14 protein-coding genes and 1 pseudogene are annotated in these 24212 nt (G+C 70.3%); 5 read left to right on the top strand and 10 right to left on the bottom strand.

Annotated elements, in window-relative coordinates; genetic code table 11:
• Window positions 1–77: 77 nt before the first annotated feature.
• The 6 genes and pseudogenes from ACN20J_RS17575 to hrcA form a co-directional block, all read right to left on the bottom strand.
• Window positions 78–3317, bottom strand: a complete 3240-nt coding sequence (locus tag ACN20J_RS17575; protein ID WP_419666272.1) for a S41 family peptidase — start codon at window positions 3315–3317, stop codon at window positions 78–80.
• 45 nt (window positions 3318–3362) lie between these two features.
• Window positions 3363–3935, bottom strand: coding sequence for a hypothetical protein (locus tag ACN20J_RS17580; protein ID WP_419666273.1), 573 nt, complete (start codon window positions 3933–3935; stop codon window positions 3363–3365).
• 430 nt (window positions 3936–4365) lie between these two features.
• Window positions 4366–5112, bottom strand: a complete 747-nt coding sequence (locus tag ACN20J_RS17585) for a 16S rRNA (uracil(1498)-N(3))-methyltransferase (RefSeq protein ID WP_419666274.1) — start codon at window positions 5110–5112, stop codon at window positions 4366–4368.
• A complete protein-coding gene (locus ACN20J_RS17590; protein ID WP_189837902.1) occupies window positions 5109–6194 on the bottom strand; it encodes a nitronate monooxygenase in 1086 nt (361 codons plus the stop codon). Before ACN20J_RS17590 ends, ACN20J_RS17585 begins: the two co-directional genes overlap by 4 nt.
• A 348-nt stretch (window positions 6195–6542) precedes the next feature.
• Window positions 6543–7678, bottom strand: a pseudogene (dnaJ, locus tag ACN20J_RS17595) (molecular chaperone DnaJ).
• Entirely contained in the window at window positions 7679–8695 is a 1017-nt protein-coding gene (hrcA, locus tag ACN20J_RS17600) for a heat-inducible transcriptional repressor HrcA (protein WP_189837900.1), read from the bottom strand. It lies immediately after the preceding pseudogene.
• Between the two features lie 250 nt (window positions 8696–8945).
• Between hrcA and ACN20J_RS17605 the strand changes: the two genes are divergently transcribed.
• On the top strand, window positions 8946–9707 hold the full coding sequence (locus tag ACN20J_RS17605) for an MBL fold metallo-hydrolase (RefSeq protein WP_419666275.1): 762 nt from the start codon (window positions 8946–8948) through the stop codon (window positions 9705–9707).
• 156 nt (window positions 9708–9863) lie between these two features.
• Window positions 9864–10667, top strand: coding sequence for a DUF3097 domain-containing protein (locus tag ACN20J_RS17610; RefSeq protein ID WP_361923509.1), 804 nt, complete (start codon window positions 9864–9866; stop codon window positions 10665–10667).
• A 399-nt stretch (window positions 10668–11066) separates the two neighbouring features.
• On the opposite strand, the gene hemW is transcribed toward ACN20J_RS17610, so the two are convergent.
• Together hemW and ACN20J_RS17620 are read right to left on the bottom strand one after the other, a co-directional pair.
• On the bottom strand, window positions 11067–12299 hold the full coding sequence (gene hemW, locus ACN20J_RS17615; protein WP_419666276.1) for a radical SAM family heme chaperone HemW: 1233 nt from the start codon (window positions 12297–12299) through the stop codon (window positions 11067–11069).
• 55 nt (window positions 12300–12354) lie between these two features.
• Window positions 12355–14376: a SpoIIE family protein phosphatase gene (locus tag ACN20J_RS17620; protein ID WP_419666277.1), complete on the bottom strand. Its 2022-nt coding sequence runs from the start codon at window positions 14374–14376 to the stop codon at window positions 12355–12357.
• A gap of 212 nt (window positions 14377–14588) precedes the next feature.
• Between ACN20J_RS17620 and ACN20J_RS17625 the strand changes: the two genes are divergently transcribed.
• A complete protein-coding gene (locus ACN20J_RS17625; protein ID WP_361919584.1) occupies window positions 14589–18686 on the top strand; it encodes a HAMP domain-containing protein in 4098 nt (1365 codons plus the stop codon).
• 18 nt (window positions 18687–18704) lie between these two features.
• Window positions 18705–19289 (top strand): response regulator, encoded by a 585-nt coding sequence (locus ACN20J_RS17630; RefSeq protein ID WP_189837895.1) that lies wholly within the window; start codon window positions 18705–18707, stop codon window positions 19287–19289.
• A 27-nt stretch (window positions 19290–19316) separates the two neighbouring features.
• Here ACN20J_RS17630 and ACN20J_RS17635 read toward each other — a convergent pair whose 3' ends face one another.
• Together ACN20J_RS17635 and lepA are read right to left on the bottom strand one after the other, a co-directional pair.
• Complete coding sequence (locus ACN20J_RS17635) at window positions 19317–21191, bottom strand: AMP-dependent synthetase/ligase (protein ID WP_361899159.1); 1875 nt, start codon at window positions 21189–21191, stop codon at window positions 19317–19319.
• A 308-nt stretch (window positions 21192–21499) separates the two neighbouring features.
• Window positions 21500–23368, bottom strand: coding sequence for a translation elongation factor 4 (lepA, locus tag ACN20J_RS17640; RefSeq protein WP_055615122.1), 1869 nt, complete (start codon window positions 23366–23368; stop codon window positions 21500–21502).
• A gap of 254 nt (window positions 23369–23622) precedes the next feature.
• Here lepA and rpsT point away from each other — a divergent pair, with 254 nt between their 5' ends.
• The gene (rpsT, locus tag ACN20J_RS17645) at window positions 23623–23889 is read left to right on the top strand and encodes a 30S ribosomal protein S20 (protein ID WP_055615123.1); all 267 of its coding nucleotides are present in this window, start codon (window positions 23623–23625) and stop codon (window positions 23887–23889) included.
• Window positions 23890–24212 lie beyond the last annotated feature (323 nt).

The following is a 24212-nucleotide window of genomic DNA, read 5'->3' on the forward strand; positions in this document are numbered from 1 at the left end:
TGAGGACGAGGCCGTTCAGGCCGAACGGGGGGCTGGGGGCGCAGCCCCCGGGGACGGCGCGCCCAGCCCCGGCCGCCCTACTCCGACGGCAACAGCGGAGCCGTCCTCGCCGGGTTCTCCTCCAGCGCGGCGAGCGCGATGCGAATCGCCTCGTCGAGCTGCACGTCACGCCCGGCCGCGTAGTCCTGCGGAGCCTGGACCACCTCGACGTCCGGGTCGACGCCGTGGTTCTCCACGCCCCACTCGTAACCCTCAAGCCAGAAAGCGTACTTGGGCTGAGTGACGAGCGTGCCATCCACAAGCCGGTAGCGGCTGTCGATCCCGACGACGCCACCCCACGTACGCGTGCCAACAACGGGCCCGATACCGAGGGCCTTGATCGCGGCGTTGACGATGTCGCCGTCCGAGCCGGAAAACTCGTTGGCGACGGCGACGACGGGCCCGCGCGGCGCGTCCTCCGGATAGCTGGTCGGCCGCATCCCGCGCGCGAGGTCCCAGCCGACGATGCGTCGGGCGAGTTTCTCGACGACCAGCTGGGAGGTGTGGCCACCGCGGTTCTCGCGGACGTCCACGACGAGGCCCTCGCGGGCGACCTCGATCCGCAGGTCGCGGTGGATCTGGGCCCAGCCGGGCGCCTGCATGTCGGGCACGTGCAGATAGCCGAGCCGGCCACCGGACTTCTCGTGGACGTAGGCGCGCCGGTCGGCGACCCACGCGTGGTAGCGCAGCGGTTCCTCGTCGGAGATCGGTACGACGACGGCGTGCCGCGGATCGCCGCCGCCCGCGGGCGAGACGGTCAGCTCGACGGCCTTCCCGGCCGTGCCGACGAACAGCGGGCCGGGCCCGGTCACCGGGTCGACGGGCCGCCCGGAGACGGCCACGATCGCGTCCCCGGCGCGCACGGCGACCCCGGGCGCGGCGAGCGGCGACTGCGCGTCGGGGTCGGAGGTCTCGGACGGCAGGATGCGGTCGATGCGCCACTGCGGCGCACCCTGGGGGCCGTCCTCGTGGCGGGAGATGTCGGCGCCGAGCAGCCCCTGCCGCTCGCCGCTGCCGTATCCGCCGCGCGGCATGACGTACGCGTGCGAGGTGCCGAGTTCGCCCTGCATCTCCCACAGCAGGTCGACCAGGTCGTCGTGGGTGGCGACCCGTTCGAGCACGGGCCGGTACCGGTCCAGTACGCCGTCCCAGTCGGTGCCGCCCAGGTCGGGCCGCCAGAAGTTGTCGCGCATGAGGCGGCCGGTCTCGTCGTACATCTGCCGCCACTCGGCGGCCGGGTCGACGGTCTGGCGGATGCGCGAGAGGTCGACGGTGATGTTGGTGTCGCTCTCGTCGTCGTTCGAGGCGCGCCGGTCGCTCGGTACGACCTTGAGCTTGCTGTCGGTCCACAGCAGGATCCGCTTGCCGTCGCCGGTGACCATGAAGCCGTCGGCGTCCGAGGCGAGATGCTCCATGCGCTGCTGGACGAGGTCGTAGCGCTCCAGGTCGGTCTTCGGATCCGGGTCGTCCGGGGTGGCGCGGGAGGCGCCGAGCACACCCCGCACGGGGTGCCGCAGCCACAGCAGCCCGTCCTTGGCGGCCCGCAGCCCGGAGTAGCGGGCGGCCTCGACGGGGAACGGCACGATGCGGTCGCCGAGTCCTTCGAGGTCGATGCGGGTCGCCGGGGAGCCCTCGCTGTCGGGTGTCTCGTCCTTGTCGGGCGCCTCGAAGGGCCGGCCGTGCCGCTGCGGCCCGAACGGCGAGGGGGTGGTCGCGGCGAGGGTGATGAGATGCGGCCGCGAGCCCCCGACGAAGGCCAGGTCGAAGACGTGCTCGTCGTAGACGGGGTCGAAGGACCGCGCGGACAGGAACGCCAGGTGCTTCCCGTCGAGGGTGAACGCGGGCGCGTAGTCCCGGAATCGCAGCGGAGTCGCCTCGGTCACGGAGAGATCCGCGGTGTTGGCGAGCTTGAGCTGGCGCAGGGGCCGCGGGCCGGGGTGCGACCAGGCGAGCCAGGCCGAGTCGGGCGAGAAGGCGAGCCCGGAGACCTCGCCGTCCTCGCTGCGGTCGACCTCCCGGACCTCGCCGGTCTCCCGCTCGACGAGCAGTACGCGTCCGTCGTGCGAGGCGACCGCGGCGCGGCTGCCGTCGGGGGCCACCGCGAGCCCGAGCACCCGCCCGAGCTGTCCGGCGGCGAGGCGCCGCGGGGTGGCCCCCGGCGCGACACCGGTGGCGGGCGCGAACTCAAGCGCGTCATCGCCCTCGGCGTCCGTCACCCACACCACGTGCTCCTCGCCGTCCGCGCGGAAGGTGCGCGGCAGCCGGGCCCGTACGCCCTGTTCGGCGGCGAGCGCGCGGGCCGGGCCCGAGCGGTGGGTGACCCAGTGGACGGCTCCGCGCACGGCGACGGCGCTGCCGCGTCCGGTGTGGTCGGGCGCGGCGGCACCGAACCAGCGGGACGCGCTCACGGGATGCGGCTGCAGATCGACGCGCTGTCCGCCGAGCCGGATGTCGAGCCGCCGCGGCTCGGCCCCGTCGAGGTCGTCGAGGATCCACAGCTCACCGGCGGAGGCGTACACGACGCGGGCCCCGTCGGTGGAGGCGTGCCGGGCGTAGAACCCCTCAACTCCCGTGTGCCGCCGCAGATCCGACCCGTCGGCGAGGGAGGAGTACACGGCCCCCACACCTTCATGATCGGAAAGAAAGACAACCCGCTCCCCGACCCACGAGGGGTACTCCAGATTCCCGTCCAGGTCGGCGTGCAGCCGTACGAACTCGCCGGCCTCCCCGTCGCCCTCCCGGTCGATCCACAGCTTCCCGGCCGTGCCGCCCCGGTACCGCTTCCACCAGGCGGCCTCACGGCCCATGGGCGCGGACAGCAGGAGCGTGCCGGGGCCTCCTTGGGCCACATCGCCGACAGGCCCGTACGGAAGCGTGGTCGCGGGCCCGCCGTCGAGCGGGACGGCCCGGGCCCAGCTGCGGCGCAGGCTCGCCTGCCCCTGCGTGCTGAGCGCGAGGACCTCGCCCTCCGGGGTCCAGCCGCGCACCTGGGTCTTCCAACTCCCCCAGTACGTAAGGCGTTTGGTGGAACCGCCGTCGACGGGGGCGATATGCACCTCGGGTGCCCCGTCGCGGGTGGACGTCCAGGCGACGGTCGTTCCGTCCGGGGAGATGCGGGGATGGTTCACCGGGACGTTGTCTGCGCTGACCCGCCAGGCACGGCCGCCGTCGAGCGGCGCGACCCAGACGTCGTCCTCGGCGGTGAAGGCGATCAACTCGCCGTGCAGATGCGGATACCGGAGATACGGGGCAGATGCGGCGGATGCAGTCTGTGTCACCCGATCACCCTATGCAGCGGTTCTGTCCGCGACCAGAGCTTTCGATCACTTGCCCTGGAAGCAGGAGCAGGTGGGGTGCGGGTACTCGGTGACGGTCCTGGTGACGGTGACGGTCGCCCCCGGCCGGTCTGGCGGCGGAGTCGTGTCGTGATCGACAGGCGGCGTCCAGGGGTTGACGGTGCCCGGCGTACCCGCCCGGCAGTTCCCGAGCACATCCACCCGGAACCACTCCTTGCCGCCCACCTTCGCGGTCAGGTCACCCCGTACGCAGGTCCCGTTGACCTCCTGCGTCACCTTGCCCTTGATGGTGATCTCGCGCCCGTCCTGCTCTTCCCCGACACAGTCGACGGTGGCGACGCTTCGGGCGCCGGTCGAACTCCCTGTGGTCGCCCCCTTGTCCCCGTACGAGGCGGTGCAGCTGAGCCACTGGACGTCGACGCCCTGTTTCTCCAGCTCGCGTGTTCCTGTCTGGTCGGTCGTGATCGCCACCGCGGCGGCGCTGATTCCGTTGCCGGGTTCACACGCGACCGCGCCGAACACGGCCACGACGACGACGCCGGCCGCGACCGGTCCTCGCCGCCCGCCCGTCCGACCCCGTAAACGCCTCAATACCCCCATAGACGGCAGCGTGCCACCGTCGAGCGACACCGGATAGACCGCATACAGCCAGGATTACGCCCCCGCCGCCCCTACCCATTCCCGTCCCTTACTCAGGGGCTCCGCCCCCGAACCCCCGCTCCTCAAACGCCGGAGGGGCTAAAGATTGCGCGGCCCGGGCTGAGGACTTCGGGGGCTGGGCTGAAGATTTCGAGACTGGGCTGAACCTCTACAGCCCAGTCCAGGCACATCTCAGCCCGTCCGGCGTTTGAGGACGGGCCGTTCAGGCTGATCTCCCACCCACCCCCGTTCAACCCACCCACCCCGCCAGCCCCGTCCCACCCAGCCCGTCCGGCGTTTGAGGACGAGCGCGGCAGCGCGATACGGGGGTCTGGGGCGCAGCCCCCAGGGGCCGGGAATGGGTAAGGGCGGCGGGGGCGGAATCCGTTTGTCAGGACCAGCGGCCCGTGCGGGTCAACAGCAGGGCCGTCGCAGCCGTGCCTGCCGTGGAGGTACGCAGGACACTGCGCCCCAGCCGGCATGCCTTCGCACCGGCCTCCGCGAAGGCCTCCAACTCCGCAGGGGACACACCACCTTCGGGGCCGACGACGAGCACGATCCGCCCGGCGGACGGGAGTTCGGCCGTCGCGAGCGGCTCGCTCCCGTACGCCCGGTCCTCGTGCAACACCACCCCAAGGTCCGCTTCGGCGAGAAACGAGGCAACCTGCTTCGTCGTCATCGCGTCCGCGACCAGCGGAAACCGCACCCGCCGCGACTGCTTCCCCGCCTCACGCGCGGTGGCCCGCCACTTCCCGAGCGCCTTGAGCCCCCGCTCGCCCTTCCACTGAGTGATGCAACGGGACGCGGCCCAGGGGACGATCTCGTCGACCCCGGTCTCCGTCATGGTCTCGACGGCGAGTTCACCGCGGTCGCCCTTGGGGAGGGCCTGGACGACGGTGATACGGGGAGTCGGCTCAGCCTCCTCACGCACCTCGGCGATACCGGTCACCACGAGCCGGTCCTTGCCCTCGGCCGCCTTGACGACACCCTCGGCCCAGCGCCCGTGCCCGTCGGTGAGGACGACGTCCTCCCCCGCCCGCAGCCGCTTCACGGACACGGCGTGCCGCCCCTCGGGCCCGTCGAGCACGAACTCGGGCCCGCCCGGCACCACGTCCACCACGAACACCGGGGCGGTCAACGGACCGGGCCCCCGCCCGAGTTGGACGACAACGCTGTCTTGGCGGCGGCGAGTTCGGCCGCGAGCACCTCGACCAGTTGCCCGGCGGGCAGCTCGCGCGCGAGCCGGTGGCCCTGTCCCGCCCACAGCGCCATCCCCTGCGCGTCCCCGGCCTTGGCCGCGGCCTTGCGGAGCGCGGAGGTGAGGTGGTGGACGTCCGGGTAGGCGGCGGGCGCGTACGGCCCGTGCTCGCGCATGAAGCGGTTCATCAGACCCCGCGCGGGCCTGCCGGAGAAGGCGCGCGTCAACTCCGTACGTACGAAGAGGGGGTTGGTCAGTGCCTGCTTGTGCACGGCGTTGGCGCCGGACTCGGGGGTGGCGAGGAACGCCGTGCCGAGCTGGGCGGCGCTCGCGCCCGCGGCGAGCGCGGCGGCGATCTGGCTGCCACGCATGATGCCGCCGGCCGCGACGATCGGGATCTGCACGGTCTCGCGGACCTGCGCGATCAGCGAGAGCAGTCCGATGCCGGAGCCGTCGGTCTCCGGGTTGTCCCGGTGGGTGCCCTGGTGGCCGCCGGCCTCGACGCCCTGCACGATCACCGCGTCGGCGCCCGCCCACTGCACGGCCTGCGCCTCCTCGGCGGTGGTCGCCGTGACCAACGTCAGCGTGCCGGCCCGGCTCAGGGAGTCCAGGACGTCACGCGTCGGGCAGCCGAAGTGGAAGGAGACGACCGGTACCGGGTTGTCGAGGAGTACGGCGAGCTTGGCGTCGTATCCGTCGTCGCGTCCGCTGTCGGGGTCGCCCAGTTCGGTCTCGTACCAGGAGGCCTCGCCGGCCAGCTGGTGGGCGTAGACCTCGACCGCCGCCGGGTCGGCGTACTCGGGCTGCGGCATGAACAGGTTCACGCCGAACGGGCGGCTCGTGGCGCCCCGCAACTGCTTGATCTCCTGGTACATGCCGTCGGCCGTTTTGTAGCCGGCGGCAAGGAAACCGAGCCCCCCGGCTTCGGACACGGCCGCTGCGAGCTGCGGCACGGAGACGCCGCCCGCCATGGGGGCCTGCACGATCGGGAGTGGGAAGAGATCGGTCAGCGCGGAGGACATGACGGCATGTTGTCACGTCCTCCGTACAAGTCCGAATCCGGCCTTCCCTCGGGCATAAGCCACGGGAATCAGACCGCGGGGAAGGTTCTTCGCCCCCGCCGCCCCTACCCATTCCCGTCCCTTTTCGGGGGCCAGCCCCCGAACCCCCGCTCCTCAAACGCCGGAGGGGCTAAATACATTGCGGCCCGGGCCGAACCTCTATAGCCCAGTCCAGGCACATCTCAGCCCGTCCGGCGTTTGAGGACGAGGCCGTCCAGGCCGATAGCGGGGGTCTGGGGGCGCAGCCCCCAGGAACGGGATGGGACGGGTAAGGGCGGCGGGGGCGAAACAAACCCCCAGCGCAAACCCTCATCGCCCGTTGAACGCGTCCTTCAGTCTGGAGAACAGCCCCTGCTGCCCGGGTTGAAACTGACCCGTGGGCCGCTCCTCCCCCGAAGCTGCGCGAGCTCGCGCAGCAGCCGTTCCTGCTCGGGATCAAGCTTGGTCGGCGTCATGACCTCGACATGCACGATGAGATCACCACGCCCGCCACCACGAAGGTGCGTGATGCCCCGCCCGTGCAACGGAATCGACTGCCCGGACTGCGTGCCCGGACGGATGTCGACCTCCTCCATCCCGTCGAGCGTCTCCAGCGGCACCTTGGTGCCGAGGGAGGCCGCGGTCATCGGGATGGTGACCGTGCAGTGCAGGTCGTCACCGCGCCGCTGGAAGGTGGAGTGCGCGACCTCGTGGATCTCGACGTACAGGTCACCGGCGGGACCACCACCGGGCCCGACCTCACCCTCACCCGCGAGCTGGATCCGCGTGCCGTTGTCGACACCGGCGGGAATCTTCACGGTCAGGGTCCGACGCGAGCGGACCCGCCCGTCACCGGCGCACTCGGGGCACGGCGTCGGAACGACCGTCCCGAACCCCTGGCACTGCGGACACGGCCGGGACGTCATGACCTGGCCCAGGAAGGACCGCGTGACCTGGGACACCTCACCGCGACCGCGGCACATGTCGCAGGTCTGCGCGGAGGTGCCGGGCGCGGCGCCCTCGCCACTGCACGTCGTACACACGACGGCCGTGTCGACCTGGATGTCCTTCGTGGTGCCGAAGGCCGCCTCGTCGAGGTCGATCTCCAGCCGGATCATCGCGTCCTGGCCGCGCCGCGTGCGCGACCGCGGGCCCCGCTGCGACGCCGTGCCGAAGAAGGCGTCCATGATGTCCGAGAAGTTCCCGAACCCGCCGGCGCCGAAGCCGCCCGCGCCCTGGCCGCCCGCCTGGGACAGCGGGTCACCGCCGAGGTCGTAGACCTGCTTCTTCTGCGGGTCCGACAACACCTCGTAAGCGGCGTTGATCTCCTTGAAGCGCTCTTGCGTCTTCGGATCGGGATTGACGTCCGGATGCAGCTCGCGAGCGAGCCGCCGGAATGCCTTCTTGATCTCGTCCTGGGACGCGTCGCGGCGCACGCCGAGTACGGCGTAGTAGTCCGTGGCCACTTACGACTCCGCCAGGATCTGTCCTACGTACCGTGCCACCGCTCGTACCGCTCCCATCGTTCCGGGGTAATCCATGCGCGTCGGGCCGACCACGCCAAGTTTTGCTACTGCCTCGCCGCCCGAACCGTAGCCGACCGAGACGACGGACGTGGAGTTGAGTCCCTCATGGGCGTTCTCGTGACCGATCCGTACGGCCATGCCCGAATCATTGACCTCACCAAGGAGTTTGAGGAGAACGACCTGCTCCTCAAGTGCCTCGAGGACGGGACGGATGGTGAGGGGAAAGTCATGTCCGAAGCGGGTCAGATTGGCGGTGCCGCCGATCATCAGCCGCTCCTCGGTCTCCTCGACGAGGGTCTCCATGAGGGTGGAGAGCACCGTCGCGACCGTACCCCGGTCGTCCGACTCGAAAGCGTCGGGGAGATCCTGCACCAGCTGCGGGACGTCCGCGAAACGGCGGCCCGCGATCCGGCTGTTGAGCCGCGCGCGTAGATCGGCCACAGAGGCCTCCCCGAAGGGCGCCGGGCAGTCCACCATGCGCTGCTCGACCCGGCCGGTGTCCGTGATCAGTACGAGCATGACGCGGGCCGGGGCCAGCGACAGCAGCTCCACATGACGCACGGTCGAGCGGGTGAGCGACGGGTACTGCACGACGGCGACCTGCCGCGTGAGCTGCGCGAGGAGCCGGACGGTCCGCCCCACGACGTCGTCGAGATCGACGGCGTTGTCGAGGAAGCTGTGGATCGCCCGCCGCTCCGGCGCGGTCATCGGCTTGACGCCCGCGAGTCTGTCGACGAAGAGGCGGTAGCCCTTGTCCGTGGGGATGCGGCCTGCGCTGGTGTGCGGCTGGGCGATGTAGCCCTCGTCCTCGAGCACGGCCATGTCGTTACGGACGGTCGCCGGGGAGACGCCCAGCCGGTGGCGCTCCGTGAGGGCCTTGGAACCGACCGGCTCCTCGGTGCCCACGTAGTCCTGGACGATGGCGCGCAGCACTTCGAGCCTGCGTTCACTGAGCATCGCGCACACCTCCAGCTGGTCTTCCCCGCGGTCTTCGATGCGGTCTCGATGCGGTCCTCGATCGTCCTCGATCGCCTTGCCTGGCACTCAGCGTGCGCGAGTGCCAGCATCCCCGGGCCAAGTGTACGGCCGGTAGGTGCGCCCCGGGCAAGGGCGGCCCTGCGATGTCACGACGACGTGTACGGGGCTGTCCCGCTCTGTCCCGACTACTGTCCGCGCACTTCACGGGGCCTGGAGCTAGCGTCGGCGTATGAGGGTGACTTGGGAAGAGGCCGGGTGGGAGGAACTGGGTCCGCGTGTGGGGCGCTGCCGGCTTCCGGTGTGGGACTGCACGGTGGGGCTCGTGGTGGGCGAGGGTGCGGCGCTCATGATCGACGCGGGGTCGGGGTTGCGGGAGGGCGCGCGGCTGCGTACGGAGGCGCAACGGTTGCTCGGGGGCGGGCGGGTCACCCATCTCGCGCTCACCCACCCGCACTTCGATCATGTCTTCGGCGCGGCGGCGTTCGCGGGGGTCGAGGTCTTCGGGGCGGTCGGCCTTGAGCGGGTGCTCGCCGACGGACGGGACGAGCTGCGGGCGGACGCCGTCCGCAACGGCGCCGACCCGGACGAGGCGGCCGAGGCGGCGGACCTCCTCGTCCGCCCCCGGCATCCCGTCTCCGGCGAGTGGACGCTCGACCTGGGCGGCGGAGTACAGGTCCTGCTGGCGAACGTGGGCCCCGGCCACACCGGCCACGACCTGGCGGTCCTGGTCCCCGGAAGCCCTGGAGCCCCCGGCCGCGGCCCCCATATGGGCTCTCCGGAGATCGTCTTCTGCGGTGATCTCGTCGAGGAGTCCGGCGAACCCCAGGCGGGCCCCGACGCCGTCCCCACCCGCTGGCCCGCCGCCCTGGACCGGCTGCTGGCCCTCGGGGGCGAGGACGCCGTGTACGTGCCCGGCCACGGGGCGGCGGTCGACGCCGGCTTCGTACGGGCCCAACGGGACGCGCTGGCACGGCGTTTCGGCGTGTCGTAGGGAGCTCGTGGGCGCGTCGCAGGATGCTCGTGAGCCTGCCGCAGGACGCTCGCGAGTCTGTCGCGGGTCGCTCGTCGGAGCGTCCTGGGCGGGCTGTCGGCGTGTCGCAGGGGGGCTCGGTGCGGCGGGCGGGGGCCTTCTCCTATCGTCATCCGAATGCGCCAGTACTCAGCGGACCTGACCCCTCCGTGGAAGAAGCCCAAGCCCGTGCCCGAGGTGGCGGCGGAGCCGGGGCTCGTGGTCGAGGAGCCCGGGACCGGGTTCTGCGGTGCCGTGATCCGCTGCGAGGCGGGGACGGTCACCCTGGAGGACCGCTTCGGCAAGCACCGGGTGTTTCCGCTGGAGCCCCGCGGGTTCCTGCTGGAGGGGCGCGTGGTGACTCTGGTGCGCCCGTCGTCCGCACCCGTACGCCCCAGTCGTACGGCTTCCGGTTCGGTTGCCGTGCCCGGGGCCCGGGCACGGGTCGCCCGGGCGGGGCGCATCTACGTCGAGGGGCGGCACGACGCGGAACTGGTCGAACGGGTCTGGGGCGACGACCTCCGGATCGAGGGCGTCGTCGTCGAGTACCTGGAGGGCATCGACGATCTGCCCGCCATCGTCGCGGAGTTCGATCCCGGGGCGGATGCGCGGCTCGGGGTGCTGGTCGACCATCTCGTGCCCGGCACGAAGGAGTCGCGGATCGCGGAGGCCGTGACGAGCGAGTACGCGCTTGTCGTGGGGCATCCGTACATCGACGTCTGGGAGGCCGTGAAGCCGGCGTCCGTGGGCATCCCCGGCTGGCCCCGTGTGCCGCGGGGGCAGGACTGGAAGACGGGGGTGTGCCGGGCCCTGGGCTGGCCCGACAACACGGGTGCCGCCTGGCAGCGGATCCTCGGCTCGGTCCGCTCCTACCGAGACCTTGAGCCGGAGCTCCTGGGCCGAGTGGAAGAACTGATCGACTTCGTCACGGCACCGGAGTGAGCGGGGCGGCCTTGGGGGCTTTTCTCGCCCCCGCCGCCCCTACCCATTCCCGTCACTACTCAGGGGCTCCGCCCCCGAACCCCCAAAAGACTGCGCAGTTCCCCGCGCCCCTAGGTTTTCAGGGGCGCGGGGAACTGCGCAGTCCAGCCACGACTCACCCGCACGCATTTCACCCCGCAAGCCCCACCACCCAGCCCGTCCGGCGCTTGAGGACGAGGCCGTTCAGGCCGATCTCCCCACCCACCCACGAGCAACCCACCCACCCCCGTCAGCCCCCGCCCACCTCTCAGCCCGTCCGGCGATTGAGGACGAGCGCGTTCAGCGCGATAGCGGGGGTCTGGGGGCGGCAGCCCCCAGGGACGGGACGGGTAGGGGCGGCGGGGGCGAGGAAACCCGGCGTCAGTCCACCAGGTCACGCACCACCCCATCCGCCAGCAACCGCCCCCGCAGGGTAAGCACCGCACTCCCGGCCTCGTACGGCCCAGCCTGGAGCAGGCCATCCGCCAGCGCCCTCCGAGACGCCGCAAGCCCATCCGCGTGGAGCAGCGCCAGCGGAACCCCCTCAAGGAGCCGCAACTCCAGCAGGATCCGCTCCACCCGCCGGTCCTCCTCGGACAGAAGCTCCCGCCCCGCCCCGGGCGACCTCCCCGCCGCCAGGGCCCCCGCATACGCCCCCGGATGTTTTACGTTCCACCAGCGAACACCCCCCACATGGGAGTGCGCCCCGGGCCCGGCCCCCCACCAGTCGGCCCCCCGCCAGTACAGCTCGTTGTGAAGGCAGCGCCCGGCGTCGGACCTGGCCCAGTTGGAGACCTCGTACCAGGAGAAGCCCGCCGCGGAGAGGCGGTCCTCGGCGATGAGGTACCGGTCGGCGTGGACGTCGTCGTCGGTCATGGGCACCTCGCCGCGCCGGATGCGGCGAGCGAGCTGAGTGCCCTCTTCGACGATCAGGGCGTACGCCGACACGTGGTCGGGCCCGGCGCCGATGGCCGCGTCGAGCGAGGCCCGCCAGTCGTCGTCGCTCTCACCGGGCGTGCCGTAGATGAGGTCGAGGTTGACGTGGTCGAACCCGGCCGCGCGGGCCTCGGCGACACAGGCCTCGGGCCGGCCGGGGGTGTGGGTGCGGTCAAGGACCTTGAGCACGTGCTGCCGCGCGCTCTGCATGCCGAAGGAGACGCGGTTGAACCCGCCCTCCCGCAGCGCGGCGAGATACGCCGGGTCCACCGACTCCGGGTTCGCCTCCGTCGTGATCTCCGCGTCCGCCGCGAGCCCGAACTCGTCCCGGATCGCCCCCAGCATCCGTACGAGATCGTCGGCGGGCAGGAGTGTCGGCGTACCGCCACCGACGAAGACCGTGCGGACGGGCCGCGGGTCGTCGCCGAGGACCTTGCGGGCCAGGCGGATCTCGTCGATCAGGGTCGAGGCGTAGTTGTCGCGGGAGGCGAGGACGCCCCCCGAGCCGCGCAGCTCCGTCGCCGTGTACGTGTTGAAGTCGCAGTAGCCGCAGCGGGTCGCGCAGTACGGGACGTGGAGGTAGAACCCGAGCGGACGGTCGGCCGCGCCGGCCAGGGCGTGCGCGGGGAGCGCCCCGTCGTCGGGGACGGGCTCGCCGTCGGGAAGTGCGGAAGGCATGTACTCCATTGTCCAGCACCTTCGGCACTCCCCGCCCAGCCCTCTCTGGGGCCGCCTATTCCGCCTGCAGCACCAGCAGCGCCAGGTCGTCCTCCGGCGGCTTGCCGCCGAACTCGTGGACCAGCCGGCGGATCCGTTCGGCGATCAGCTCGGCGCTCAGACCCGCGCACCCGGTGAGCGCGGCGGCGAGGCCGTCGTCGTCGTCGAACTGCCGGTGCCCGCTGCGGCGCTCGGTCACGCCGTCCGTGACGCACAGGAGGCTGTCGCCGGGGCGCAGCTCGAAGGTCCCGCAGAGGTAGCTGGCGTCCTCGAAGACGCCGAGGAGGGTCTGCGGCTGGGCCACCTCGCCGACCTTCCCGGACGGTTGCAGGAGCAACGGCAGGGGGTGTCCGGCGGAGGCGACCGTGCAGTGCACTCCGCCGTCGAAGGGCACCAGCTCGCCGTAGAGGAGGGAGAGGAAGCGGGTCTGCGGCCCCTCGTCGGCGAGCCCGGTGCCGCCCGCGGACACCAGGGCCCGGGCGGCCGCGTCGGCGGCCTCGGTCGCGTCGTCGAGGAGCAGCTGGTTGAGGCGGTCGAGTACGTCGGGCACCTCGTAGCCCTCCCGGGCGAGGAGCCGCAGCCACGGCCGGGCGAGGCCGATCACCACGGCCGCCTCGGGCCCCTTGCCCTGTACGTCGCCGAGGGCGAAGCACCAGCGGCCGTCCCCGGCGGGGAAGAGATCGTAGAAGTCCCCGCTGGGTCCGCCCTTGTCGCACGGTTCGTAGACGAGCGCGCTGCGTACGCCGGGGATCTCGGCGACCGCCCCGGGCAGCAGCCCGCGCTGCAGTACGCGGCTGATGGTGGCCTGGCGCGCGTACTGCCGGGCCGCGCCGATGGCGAGCGCGACGCGGCGGCTGAGGTCCTCGACGAGCCCCGTGATCTCGTCGGGGAAGCGGGTCTGTCCGGCCCGGCCGATGACCAGCGTGCCGAGCGGTCTGCCGCCCGCGATCAGCCGGAACGCGAGTGCCGATCCGCCGGTCGCGCGCGCTCCCAGCGCCTCGGCGGGCCACGGCACGGGTACGGGCCCGGCGCGGTCCGATTCGGGCAGCTCGGGCGGGTCCTTCTCCAGGAGCCGGCGCAGTTCCTCGATGCGGTTCTCGCTGCCGTGCCAGACGCGGGCGAGCCGTGGCCCGCCGACGACACCCCCGTCGGAGCGGCCCGGGGCCTCGTCCTCCAGCCACACCGCGCACCAGTCGGCGAGCCGCGGGACGAGCAGCTGCCCGGTGAGCGCGGCGACGAGGTCCTCGTCGAGCTGCCCGGCGAGCAGGTCGGAGGCCTCGGCGAGGAAGGAGAGGACGCCGCGGCTGCGCCAGTCCTGGTCCTGCATGCCGCGGCGGGGTGCGGGGGCGAGGATCTCGGCGGCCCGCTGCCCGCGCCGCAGCGCGTGTTCGCCGTCGTACGCCTCGGCCTCCTCCTGCTCGACGGCCGCGGTCCCGTCGACGGGCAGGCGTGCCCATACGGTCTTGACGCCGGTGCGGTAGGTGATGCCCCAGGCGTCGGAGAGCGCGGAGACCAGGTGCAGGCCCCGGCCGTACTCGACGATGTCGTACGGCCGCTCGGCCCCGTCGTCGCGCACCACGCGCGCGGGGTGGTGATCCGAGACCTCTATGACGAGGACGCCGGAATCGGGGCCGGGCCCTGGCTTGGATTCGCCGCCCGGGCCGCCGTGCCTGTCGTCGCCCGCGTTGCTGCCCGAGCCGTCGTGTGTGTCGCGGCCCGAGCCGTCGTGCGAGGGGAACGCTCGTGCGGTTCCGGCGGCTGCCGGGCAGTCCTCCGAGCAACGGCCGAGCCGGCACAGCAGCTCCACGTCCGTACCGGCGTGCACCACCGCGTTCGTAACGAGTTCACTGACGACCACCATGGCGTCGGCGACGAGCAGATCGGTGATGAACTCGGCGCCGGGCAGGGCGAGTTCGGTCCATTCGGCGAGCGCTGTGCGGACGAACCGACGGGCGGCGCCCGGCGCGAGAGGGTTGCCCGGTAAGGACGTACGTGCCACCGCCCGCGGGCGCTCTGGCGCACCAGGAGCACGGGACATGGACTCCCGTTGCGTCGGTATGGGCCCCACTGTGCGGCTCCCTGAGCAGTTCGGACGAATACGCCTCAGGCGATGCGGACAGAGTGACAGACTGGCCACGCCCATAAGCGCCGAGTTACCGAAGTTGGGCCACCATGAGTGAGAACAGTGCTACGCATGTGCTCGAAGACGGACAGATTCGGGCATCAGATCTGCGTCCTCTGCTCGCCGCCATGACCGCCGCCCGAGACGGCGACTTCAGCAAAGTGCCCGAATCGGGCCACGGGCTGGCGGCCGAGCTGGTCACTGTGTTCAACCAGATCCTGGACCGCAGCCTGCACTTCAACTCCGAGGTGCAGCGCGTCCGCCGGGAGCTCGTCCGCCACGGCCGGCTCGACGAGCGGCTGTCCGCGAGCCCGGGCCAGGGACACTGGACGACCCGGGTCAACGACGTGAACCAGCTGCTGGACGCGCTGGTGGCACCGGCCGCCAACGCGACCCGTGTGCTCGACGCGGTGGCGGGCGGCGACCTGACCCAGCGCGTCGACCTGCACGACGGCAACCGTCAACTGCGGGGCGATCTGCGCCGGTTGGGCCGGACGGTCAACAAGATGGTCGATCAGCTGTCCCTGTTCACCGGCGAGGTGACCCGGGTGGCCCGTGAGGTCGGCACGGAGGGGCGGCTGGGCGGCCGCGCCAAGGTGACTGGCCTGTCGGGCAGTTGGCGGGACGTGACCGAGGCCGTGAACACGATGGCGTCCCGGCTGACCGCCCAGGTCCGTGACATCGCCCTGGTCACCACGGCGGTGGCGCGCGGCGACCTGACCCGCACGGTGACGGTCGAGGCGACCGGTGAGCTGCTGGAACTGAAGCTGACCGTGAACACGATGGTCGACCAGCTCTCGGCCTTCGCCGACGAGGTCACGCGCGTGGCCCGCGAGGTGGGTACGGAGGGCCAGTTGGGCGGCCGGGCCCAGGTCCGCGGTGTGTCCGGGGTCTGGAAGGACCTGACGGACAACGTCAACTTCATGGCCTCGAACCTGACTTCGCAGGTACGGAACATCGCCCAGGTCACCACCGCCGTCGCCAACGGCGACCTGAGCCAGAAGATCACGGTCGACGCGCAGGGCGAGATCCTGGAGCTGAAGTCGACGATCAACACGATGGTCGACCAGCTCTCCGCCTTCGCCGACGAGGTCACCCGCGTCGCCCGCGAGGTGGGTACGGAGGGAAACCTGGGCGGGCGCGCGCAGGTGCGGGGCGTGTCCGGCGTCTGGAAGGACCTCACCGACAACGTCAACTTCATGGCGGACAACCTGACTTCACAGGTCCGCAACATCGCGCTCGTCTCCACCGCCGTGGCCCAGGGCGACCTCGGCAAGAAGATCACGGTGGAGGCCAAGGGCGAGATCCTGGAGCTGAAGTCCACCATCAACACGATGGTCGACCAGCTCTCCGCCTTCGCCGACGAAGTCACCCGCGTCGCCCGCGAGGTCGGCACCGAGGGAAACCTCGGCGGCCAGGCTCAAGTGCGGGGCGTGTCCGGCGTCTGGAAGGACCTCACCGACAACGTCAACTTCATGGCCCTGAACCTGACTTCACAGGTGCGGAACATCGCGCAGGTGACGACCGCCGTGGCCAACGGCAACCTCGGCAAGAAGATCACGGTCGACGCACGCGGCGAGATCCTGGAGCTGAAGGACACCGTCAACACGATGGTGGAGCAGCTGCGCGCCTTCGCCGACGAGGTGACCCGCGTGGCCCGCGAGGTCGGCACCGACGGACGGCTCGGTGGCCGCGCCCAGGTCCTCGGTGTGTCCGGCGTCTGGCGGGACCTGACGGACAACGTCAACTACATGGCAGACAACCTGACTTCACAGGTCCGCAACATCGCCCAGGTCACCACGGCCGTGGCCAACGGCGACCTCTCCAAGAAGATCGACGTCGACGCGCGCGGCGAGATCCTGGAGCTGAAGACGGCGATCAACACGATGGTCGACACGCTCTCCTCCTTCTCCTCCGAGGTCACCCGCGTGGCCCGCGAGGTCGGATCCGAGGGCCAACTCGGCGGCCAGGCACGGGTGGAGGGTGTGTACGGCACCTGGAAGCGCCTGACGACGAACGTGAACGAGCTGGCGTCCAACCTCACCACCCAGGTCCGCGCGATCGCCGAGGTGGCGTCCGCGGTGGCCCAGGGCGACATGTCCCGCTCGATCACCGTGGAGACACAGGGCGAGGTCGCCGAGCTCAAGGACAACATCAACCTGATGGTGTCCAACCTCCGCGAGACCACCCGAGCGAAGGACTGGCTGGAGTCCAACCTGGCCCGGCTGGCCGCGCTGATGCAGGGCCACCGCGACCTGATGGAGGTCGCCGACCTGCTCCTGCGCGAGCTGACCCCGCTGGTGAACGCCCAGTACGGCGCGTTCTTCCTGGCCGACCCGGACGAGGAGAGCGCCTCCCTGCGCACAGCCGTTCCCACGAAGGGACTGGCGTTCATCGCCGGGTACGGCTCGGCACAGGGCGCCACGGTCGAGACGGGCGGCCTCCCGGTGCACGGCCTGGTCCAGCAGGCGGCCCGCGAGAAGAAGCGGATCCTCGTCGAGGAGGCCCCGCCGGACTACATCAAGATCAACAGCGGGCTCGGGGAGGCGGCCCCCGCCAGCGTGGTCATCATCCCGATCCTCTTCGAGGACAAGCTCCTCGGAGTGATCGAGCTGGCCTCGTTCTCCCGCTTCTCCGACGTGCACCTGGCGTTCTTCGACCAGTTCGTGAACACCATCGCCGTCGCGATCAACACCATCATCGCCAACTCCCGTACGGAGTCTCTGCTCGGCGAGTCGCAGCGCCTGGCCATGCAGCTGCAGGAACGCTCGGACGAACTCCAGATGCAGCAGGCCGAGTTGCAGCGCTCCAACGCCGAACTGGAGGAGAAGGCGGCCCTGTTGGCGACCAGCTCCCAGTACAAGTCGGAGTTCCTGGCGAACATGTCGCACGAGCTGCGCACCCCCCTCAACTCGCTGCTGATCCTGGCCCGGCTGCTCTCCGACAACCCGGACGGTCATCTCTCGGACCAGGAGGTGCAGTTCGCGACGACGATCCACCGCTCGGGCTCCGACCTGCTCCAGCTGATCAACGACATCCTCGACCTGTCGAAGATCGAGGCCGGCCGGATGGACGTACGCCCGAAGAAGCTGCCGCTGATCAAGCTGCTCGACTACGTCCACGCCACGTTCCGGCCGCTCACGCTGGACCGTGGGCTCGCCTTCGAGGTGTCGGTCGGCGAGGACGTACCGCGCGAGATGTACTCGGACGAGCAGCGGCTCCAGCAGATCCTGCGCAACCTGCTCTCGAACGCGATCAAGTTCACCGCGACGGGCCGGGTCGAGCTGCGCGTCAGCCGCGTCAAGGACACAGAGCACCGCTACACCCGTGAGAAGAGCGACCATGTGATCGCCTTCGCGGTCTCCGACACCGGCATCGGCATCGCCCCGGAGAAACTCCCGGTGATCTTCGAGGCGTTCCAGCAGGCCGACGGCACGACGAACCGCAAGTACGGCGGCACGGGCCTCGGTCTGTCCATCAGCCGGGAGATCGCGGGCCTGCTGGGCGGTCGCATCATCGCCGAGAGCATGCCCGGCAGGGGTTCCACCTTCACGCTGTACGTGCCGGTCGTCAGCCCCGGGCACTCGGCGACCGAGCCGGGCGCCGAGGAACGGACCGTCCCCATGCCCGAGCAGCTGTCCTCCGAGCCCTACACCGTCCACGACCAGGACGACAGCTGGCCGGCACCCACCAAACTGGAGGCGTGGAAGGCCGGGCGGGCGGGTCAAGTCCTGCCCGGGCGGCGGGTGTTGATCGTGGACGACGACATCCGCAACGTCTTCGCGCTCACCCACGTACTGGGCCGGGTCGGGATGCCCGTCCTGTACGCGGAGAACGGGCGCGAGGGCATCGAGACACTGGAGCGCAACCCCGATGTCCAGCTCGTACTGATGGACATCATGATGCCGGAGATGGACGGCTACGAGACCATCTCCGCCATCCGCCGCACCCCGCGCTGGGCCGGACTTCCCATCGTCGCCCTCACCGCCAAGGCGATGCCGGGCGACCGTGAGAAGTCCATCGCGCGCGGTGCGAACGACTACGTACCCAAGCCGGTGGACGTCGATCAGCTACTGACCGTCGTCTGTGCGCTCCTGGACCCCGAGAGCACGGATGCCGAGGAGCAGGGCCTCTCCGTCGCGACCGGTGCGGCGGAACCCGTCGGTTCCGGTGCGCCCGAGTCCGTCGCATCGGAGGAGCCCACCGTCCCGCCGGCGACCCAATGAGGCAGGCAGTCAATCACCATGAGCACTGAGGCATCGACCGACGAGCGCGCCAGCATCCTCCTCGTGGACGACATGGAGGACAACCTGATCGCGCTGGAGGCCGTCCTGGGGTCCCTCAACGAACCGCTCGTACGCGCCCGTTCGGGCGAGGAGGCGATGAAGGCGCTGCTGCGGCAGCGGTTCGCCGTCGTTCTGCTCGACATCCGGATGCCGGGCATGGACGGCTTCGAGACGGCCGCGAACATCAAGCGGCTCGACCAGACCAAGGACGTCCCGATCATCTTCCTGACCGGCACGGACTCCGACGCGGGCTACGCGTTCCGCGGGTACGCGACCGGGGCCGCCGACTATCTCACCAAGCCGTTCGACCCCTGGGTGCTGCGTGCCAAGGTGACCGTCTTCCTCGATCTGCACCGCAAGAACCGGCAGTTGGAGCGGATGCTCGCCCGCGAGCAGGCGCAGTTCGACGAACTCGCCGACCGCCTGCGCGCGATCGAGACCCACATGGCGACCAGCGACCTCAACGACGTCCTCGAACTGCGCCACCACATACGCCACATGGAGGACCTGCTCCGCGAAATGCGAAGGGGGCGGGGTCTGTGACCCCGCCCCCCATCACCCTTCGCGCGGCTAGGCCTCGCGCGACCCCGCGTACATCTCGTCGATCAAGTGCTTGTACTCCCGCTCAACGACCGGGCGCTTCAGCTTCAGGCTCGGTGTCAGTTCGCCGTGCTCGATGTCGAGGTCGCGCGGGAGGAGCTTGAACTTCTTGATGGTCTGCCAGCGCTGGAGGCCCTCGTTGAGCGTCTTGACGTAACCGTCGATGAGCTCGACCGTCGCGGGGGCGGCGACGACCTCGGCGTACGACTTGCCCGACAGGCCGTTGTCCGCGGCCCAGCCGAGGATCGACGGCTCGTCGAGGGAGATGAGCGCGGTGCAGAAGTTCCGGTCGGCGCCGTGCACGAGGATGTTGGAGACGTACGGGCAGACGGCCTTGAACTGGCCCTCGACCTCGGCGGGCGCGATGTACTTGCCGCCCGAGGTCTTGATGAGGTCCTTCTTGCGGTCCGTGATGCGCAGATAGCCGTCGGGGGACAGCTCGCCGATGTCGCCGGTGTGGAACCAGCCGTCGGACTCCAGCACCTCGGCGGTCTTCTCCGGCAGCCCGTGGTAGCCCTCCATGATGCCGGGGCCGCGCAGCAGGATCTCGCCGTCGTCCGCGATACGCACCTCGGTGCCGGGCAGCGGCTTGCCGACCGTGCCCGTGCGGTACGCCTCGCCGGGGTTCACGAAGGAGGCGGCGGACGACTCCGTGAGCCCGTACCCCTCCAGGATGTGGATGCCGGCGCCCGCGAAGAAGAAGCCGATCTCGGGCGCGAGGGCCGCCGAGCCGGAGACGCAGGCGCGCAGGTTGCCGCCGAAGGCCTCGCGGATCTTGGCGTAGACGAGCGCGTCGGCGACCTTGTGCTTGGCCGAGAGGCCGAAGGGCGCGGAGGCGGTGCCGGTGCGGCGGAAGTTGTCCTGCGTGGCCTTCGCGTACTCGCGGGAGACGCCGGCCGCCCACTGGAAGATCTTGTACTTTGCGCCGCCGCCCGCCCGCGCCTTCGCCGCGACCCCGTTGTAGACCTTCTCGAAAATGCGGGGCACGGCAGCCATGTACGTCGGCTGCACGACCGGCAGGTTCTCGATGATCTTGTCGACGCGGCCGTCGACCGCGGTGACGTGTCCGACCTCGATCTGGCCGGACGTGAGCACCTTGCCGAAGACGTGCGCGAGCGGCAGCCACAGGTACTGGACGTCCTCCTGGCCGACCAGACCGGTCGCGGCGATGGCCTTCGCCATGTACGACCAGTTGTCGTGCGGCAGCCGGACGCCCTTGGGGCGGCCCGTGGTGCCGGAGGTGTAGATGAGGGTGGCCAGCTGCTCCTTGGTGATCGCCCCGACCTTCTCCTTGATCAGGTCGGGGTTCTTCTCCAGGTACGCGGCGCCACGGGTCTCCAGCTCGGCGAGCGTAAGGACCCACTCGCTGGACTCCACACCCGCCGAGTCGATCACGACGACATGGGTGAGCTCGGGCAGGTCACCGCGCTTGTCCCGGGCCTTGGCGAGCTGCGCCGCGTCCTCCGCGATCAGCACCTTGCTCTCGGAGTCGGCCAGGATGAAGGCCGATTCCTCGGCGTTCGTCTGCGGGTACACGGTGGTCGTCGCCGCGCCCGCGCACATGATGCCGAGGTCGGCGAGGATCCACTCGACGCGGGTCGAGGAGGCGAGCGCGACGCGCTGCTCCGGCTGTACCCCCAGCTCGATCAGACCGGCCGCGATCGCGTAGACCCGGTCGGCCGCCTGCGCCCAGGTGAGGGACTTCCAGTCGTCCGGGCCCTCGCCCGAGGCGGGCGGCACCGGGTAGCGGTACGCCTCCGCGTCCGGCGTCGCCGCCACGCGCTCCAGGAAGAGGGCCGCCACGGACGGCGGACGGTTCTCGATCAGGGTCTGTGTGTCGCTCACGACATCCTCCGGGGCCCGCGACAGTGCGTGTGGCTGGCTGATTGCGGTTGGCTCTGACAGTTGGCTCAGGGGCAGGCTGGTGCTGGTGACTCACTGGCGACTGGCTCAGCGCACTCGTTGTTTAACTCACGAGTAACCAACGAGTGGTGATCAGAGTAAAGCCCGTCCGCCCGGTGCGTAAGGGGCGGCGTGCTGTCACTTCCTACAGAGCGTGGGCGGAACGCGGCAGTCCGTTGACGCGGCGGGCCCGCCGCGCGAAAGCGCGACGGGCCCGTGATTCCGCGGCCGTCCGACGACCGGGCCGGCGGCTACTTCTTGCCCTTGCCCGAGCCGGCCGCGTCGTCGCTGGACAGAACGGCGATGAAGGCCTCTTGCGGAACCTCCACAGAGCCCACCATCTTCATCCGCTTCTTGCCTTCCTTCTGCTTCTCCAGCAGCTTCCGCTTACGGGAGATGTCACCGCCGTAGCACTTGGCGAGGACGTCCTTCCGGATGGCACGGATGGTCTCGCGGGCGATGACCCGGGACCCGATGGCCGCCTGGATGGGGATCTCGAAGGCCTGGCGCGGGATGAGCTCGCGCAGCTTGGCGACGAGCCGCACTCCGTACGCGTACGCCGCGTCCTTGTGCGTGACGGCGGAGAAGGCGTCGACGCGGTCGCCGTGCAGCAGGATGTCGACCTTCACCAGCGAGGCGTCCTGCTCGCCGGTGGGCTCGTAGTCCAGGGAGGCGTACCCGCGGGTCTTGGACTTCAGGTTGTCGAAGAAGTCGAAGACGATCTCGGCGAGGGGAAGCGTGTAGCGGATCTCGACCCGGTCCTCCGACAGATAGTCCATGCCGAGGAGGGTGCCGCGGCGGGTCTGGCAGAGCTCCATGATCGAGCCGATGAACTCGCTGGGCGCGAGGATCGTGGCCCGGACGACCGGCTCGAAGACCTTGTCGATCTTGCCCTCGGGGAACTCACTCGGGTTGGTGACCGTGTGCTCCTTCCCGTCCTCCATGATCACGCGGTAGACCACGTTGGGCGCGGTGGCAATGAGTTCGAGGTTGAACTCGCGCTCCAGGCGCTCACGGATGACATCGAGGTGCAGCAGGCCGAGGAAGCCGACACGGAAGCCGAAGCCGAGGGCCGCGGAGGTCTCCGGCTCGTAGACCAGGGCGGCGTCGTTGAGCTGGAGCTTGTCCAGCGCCTCGCGCAGGTCGGGGTAATCGGAACCGTCCAGCGGATACAGACCCGAGAAGACCATCGGCTTGGGGTCCTTGTACCCGCCGAGGGCCTCGGTGGCGCCCTTGTCCTTGCTGGTGATCGTGTCACCGACCTTGGACTGACGGACGTCCTTCACGCCGGTGATGATGTAGCCCACCTCGCCGACGCCGATGCCGTCGGCCGGCGTCATCTCGGGGGACGAGACGCCGATCTCAAGAAGCTCGTGCGTGGCACCGGTCGACATCATCTTGATGCGCTCGCGCTTGTTGAGCTGCCCGTCGATGACACGGACGTACGTGACCACGCCCCGGTACGAGTCGTAGACGGAGTCGAAGATCATCGCGCGGGCGGGCGCGTCGGCGACCCCGACCGGGGCCGGGACATCACGGACGACCCGGTCCAGGAGCGCGTCCACACCCATGCCGGTCTTCGCCGAGACCTTGAGCACGTCCTCGGGCTGGCAGCCGATGAGGTTGGCGAGCTCCTCGGAGAACTTCTCGGGCTGGGCGGCCGGCAGGTCGATCTTGTTCAGTACGGGGATGATCTTGAGGTCGTTCTCCATCGCCAGGTAGAGGTTGGCGAGAGTCTGCGCCTCGATGCCCTGGGCGGCGTCCACGAGGAGAACGGTCCCCTCGCAGGCGGCGAGCGACCGGGACACCTCATACGTGAAGTCCACGTGCCCGGGGGTGTCGATCATGTTGAGGATGTGGGTCTTGCCCGGATCCTCGGTCGGGGCCCAGGGCAGCCGGACCGCCTGGGACTTGATCGTGATGCCGCGCTCGCGCTCGATGTCCATGCGGTCGAGGTACTGAGCGCGCATCTGCCGCTGATCGACCACGCCGGTCAGCTGGAGCATCCGGTCGGCGAGCGTGGACTTGCCGTGGTCGATGTGCGCGATGATGCAGAAATTGCGGAGCAGCGCCGGGGCGGTACGGCTCGGCTCGGGCACATTGTTAGGGGTCGCGGGCACGCAGGGTCCTGTCTCTTGAGGCGCCTGTCGCCTCGGGTCGGATCGATACGTAGGCTCCATGGTCCCACGGGCGGGGGCGTGCGACCGGTTTGGGCCACTCGTGCGGTGGCTGGTAGCCTGAACAGCTGTGTCTCATGCCCTCTCTGCAGGAGGCACATCCTCAAGAAACCAAACGGCGCGTGAGGCGTGTGGGTGGGGCGTGTTTCGTTTCCCGTTCTCGTTTCTCGCGTGCCAGAACCTGAGAAGGCTCATTCGTGGCGAACATCAAGTCCCAGATCAAGCGGATCAAGACCAACGAGAAGGCTCGGCTGCGCAACAAGGCCGTCAAGTCTTCGCTGAAGACCGCGATCCGCAAGGCCCGTGAGGCTGCTGCCGCGGGTGACGTCGAGAAGGCCACGGAGGCCGCGCGCGAGGCTTCGCGCAAGCTGGACAAGGCTGTCTCGAAGGGCGTCATCCACAAGAACCAGGCCGCCAACAAGAAGTCGGCGCTTGCTTCCAAGGTCTCCACCCTCAAGGGCTGAACTCACTTGATTTGACCGCCGGAAGGACCTGAGCGGGCCCTCTCTAATCCGCTCCCGACCGGCACCCCGACTCGTACGCGATCTGCGTTCGCCACGCGGGTACGAGTCCCCCGCACAATCCGAGGCCCCGGTCTCTCCCCCTTCCCCAGGGGGAGGGCCGGGGCTTTTGGCGTGTGGGGGGCGGTCCGCTGGGGGCGTGGCCTGCACTCTTCAGCCCGTCCGGCGTTTGAGGACGAGCGCGGCAGCGCGATTGCGGGGGCCTGGGGGCGGAGCCCCCAGAAAGGGACGGGAATGGGTAGGGGCGGCGGGGGCGAGAAAAGGCC

Origin of the sequence: Streptomyces sp. 2-1 (assembly GCF_048564895.1) — a bacterium.
In the GTDB taxonomy this organism is placed as follows: Bacteria; Actinomycetota; Actinomycetes; order Streptomycetales; family Streptomycetaceae; genus Streptomyces; species Streptomyces phaeochromogenes.

Bases quoted from the DNA above. Each gene is read 5' to 3' on its own strand.
- ACN20J_RS17625 (WP_361919584.1), top strand. From the start codon at position 14,589: ATGACCGCCGCCCGAGACGGCGACTTCAGCAAAGTGCCCGAATCGGGC.
- ACN20J_RS17610 (WP_361923509.1), top strand. From the start codon at position 9,864: ATGCGCCAGTACTCAGCGGACCTGACCCCTCCGTGGAAGAAGCCCAAG.
- hemW (WP_419666276.1), bottom strand. From the start codon at position 12,299: ATGCCTTCCGCACTTCCCGACGGCGAGCCCGTCCCCGACGACGGGGCG.
- ACN20J_RS17620 (WP_419666277.1), bottom strand. From the start codon at position 14,376: ATGTCCCGTGCTCCTGGTGCGCCAGAGCGCCCGCGGGCGGTGGCACGT.
- ACN20J_RS17580 (WP_419666273.1), bottom strand. From the start codon at position 3,935: ATGGGGGTATTGAGGCGTTTACGGGGTCGGACGGGCGGGCGGCGAGGA.
- ACN20J_RS17590 (WP_189837902.1), bottom strand. From the start codon at position 6,194: ATGTCCTCCGCGCTGACCGATCTCTTCCCACTCCCGATCGTGCAGGCC.
- hrcA (WP_189837900.1), bottom strand. From the start codon at position 8,695: ATGCTCAGTGAACGCAGGCTCGAAGTGCTGCGCGCCATCGTCCAGGAC.
- ACN20J_RS17605 (WP_419666275.1), top strand. From the start codon at position 8,946: ATGAGGGTGACTTGGGAAGAGGCCGGGTGGGAGGAACTGGGTCCGCGT.
- ACN20J_RS17630 (WP_189837895.1), top strand. From the start codon at position 18,705: ATGAGCACTGAGGCATCGACCGACGAGCGCGCCAGCATCCTCCTCGTG.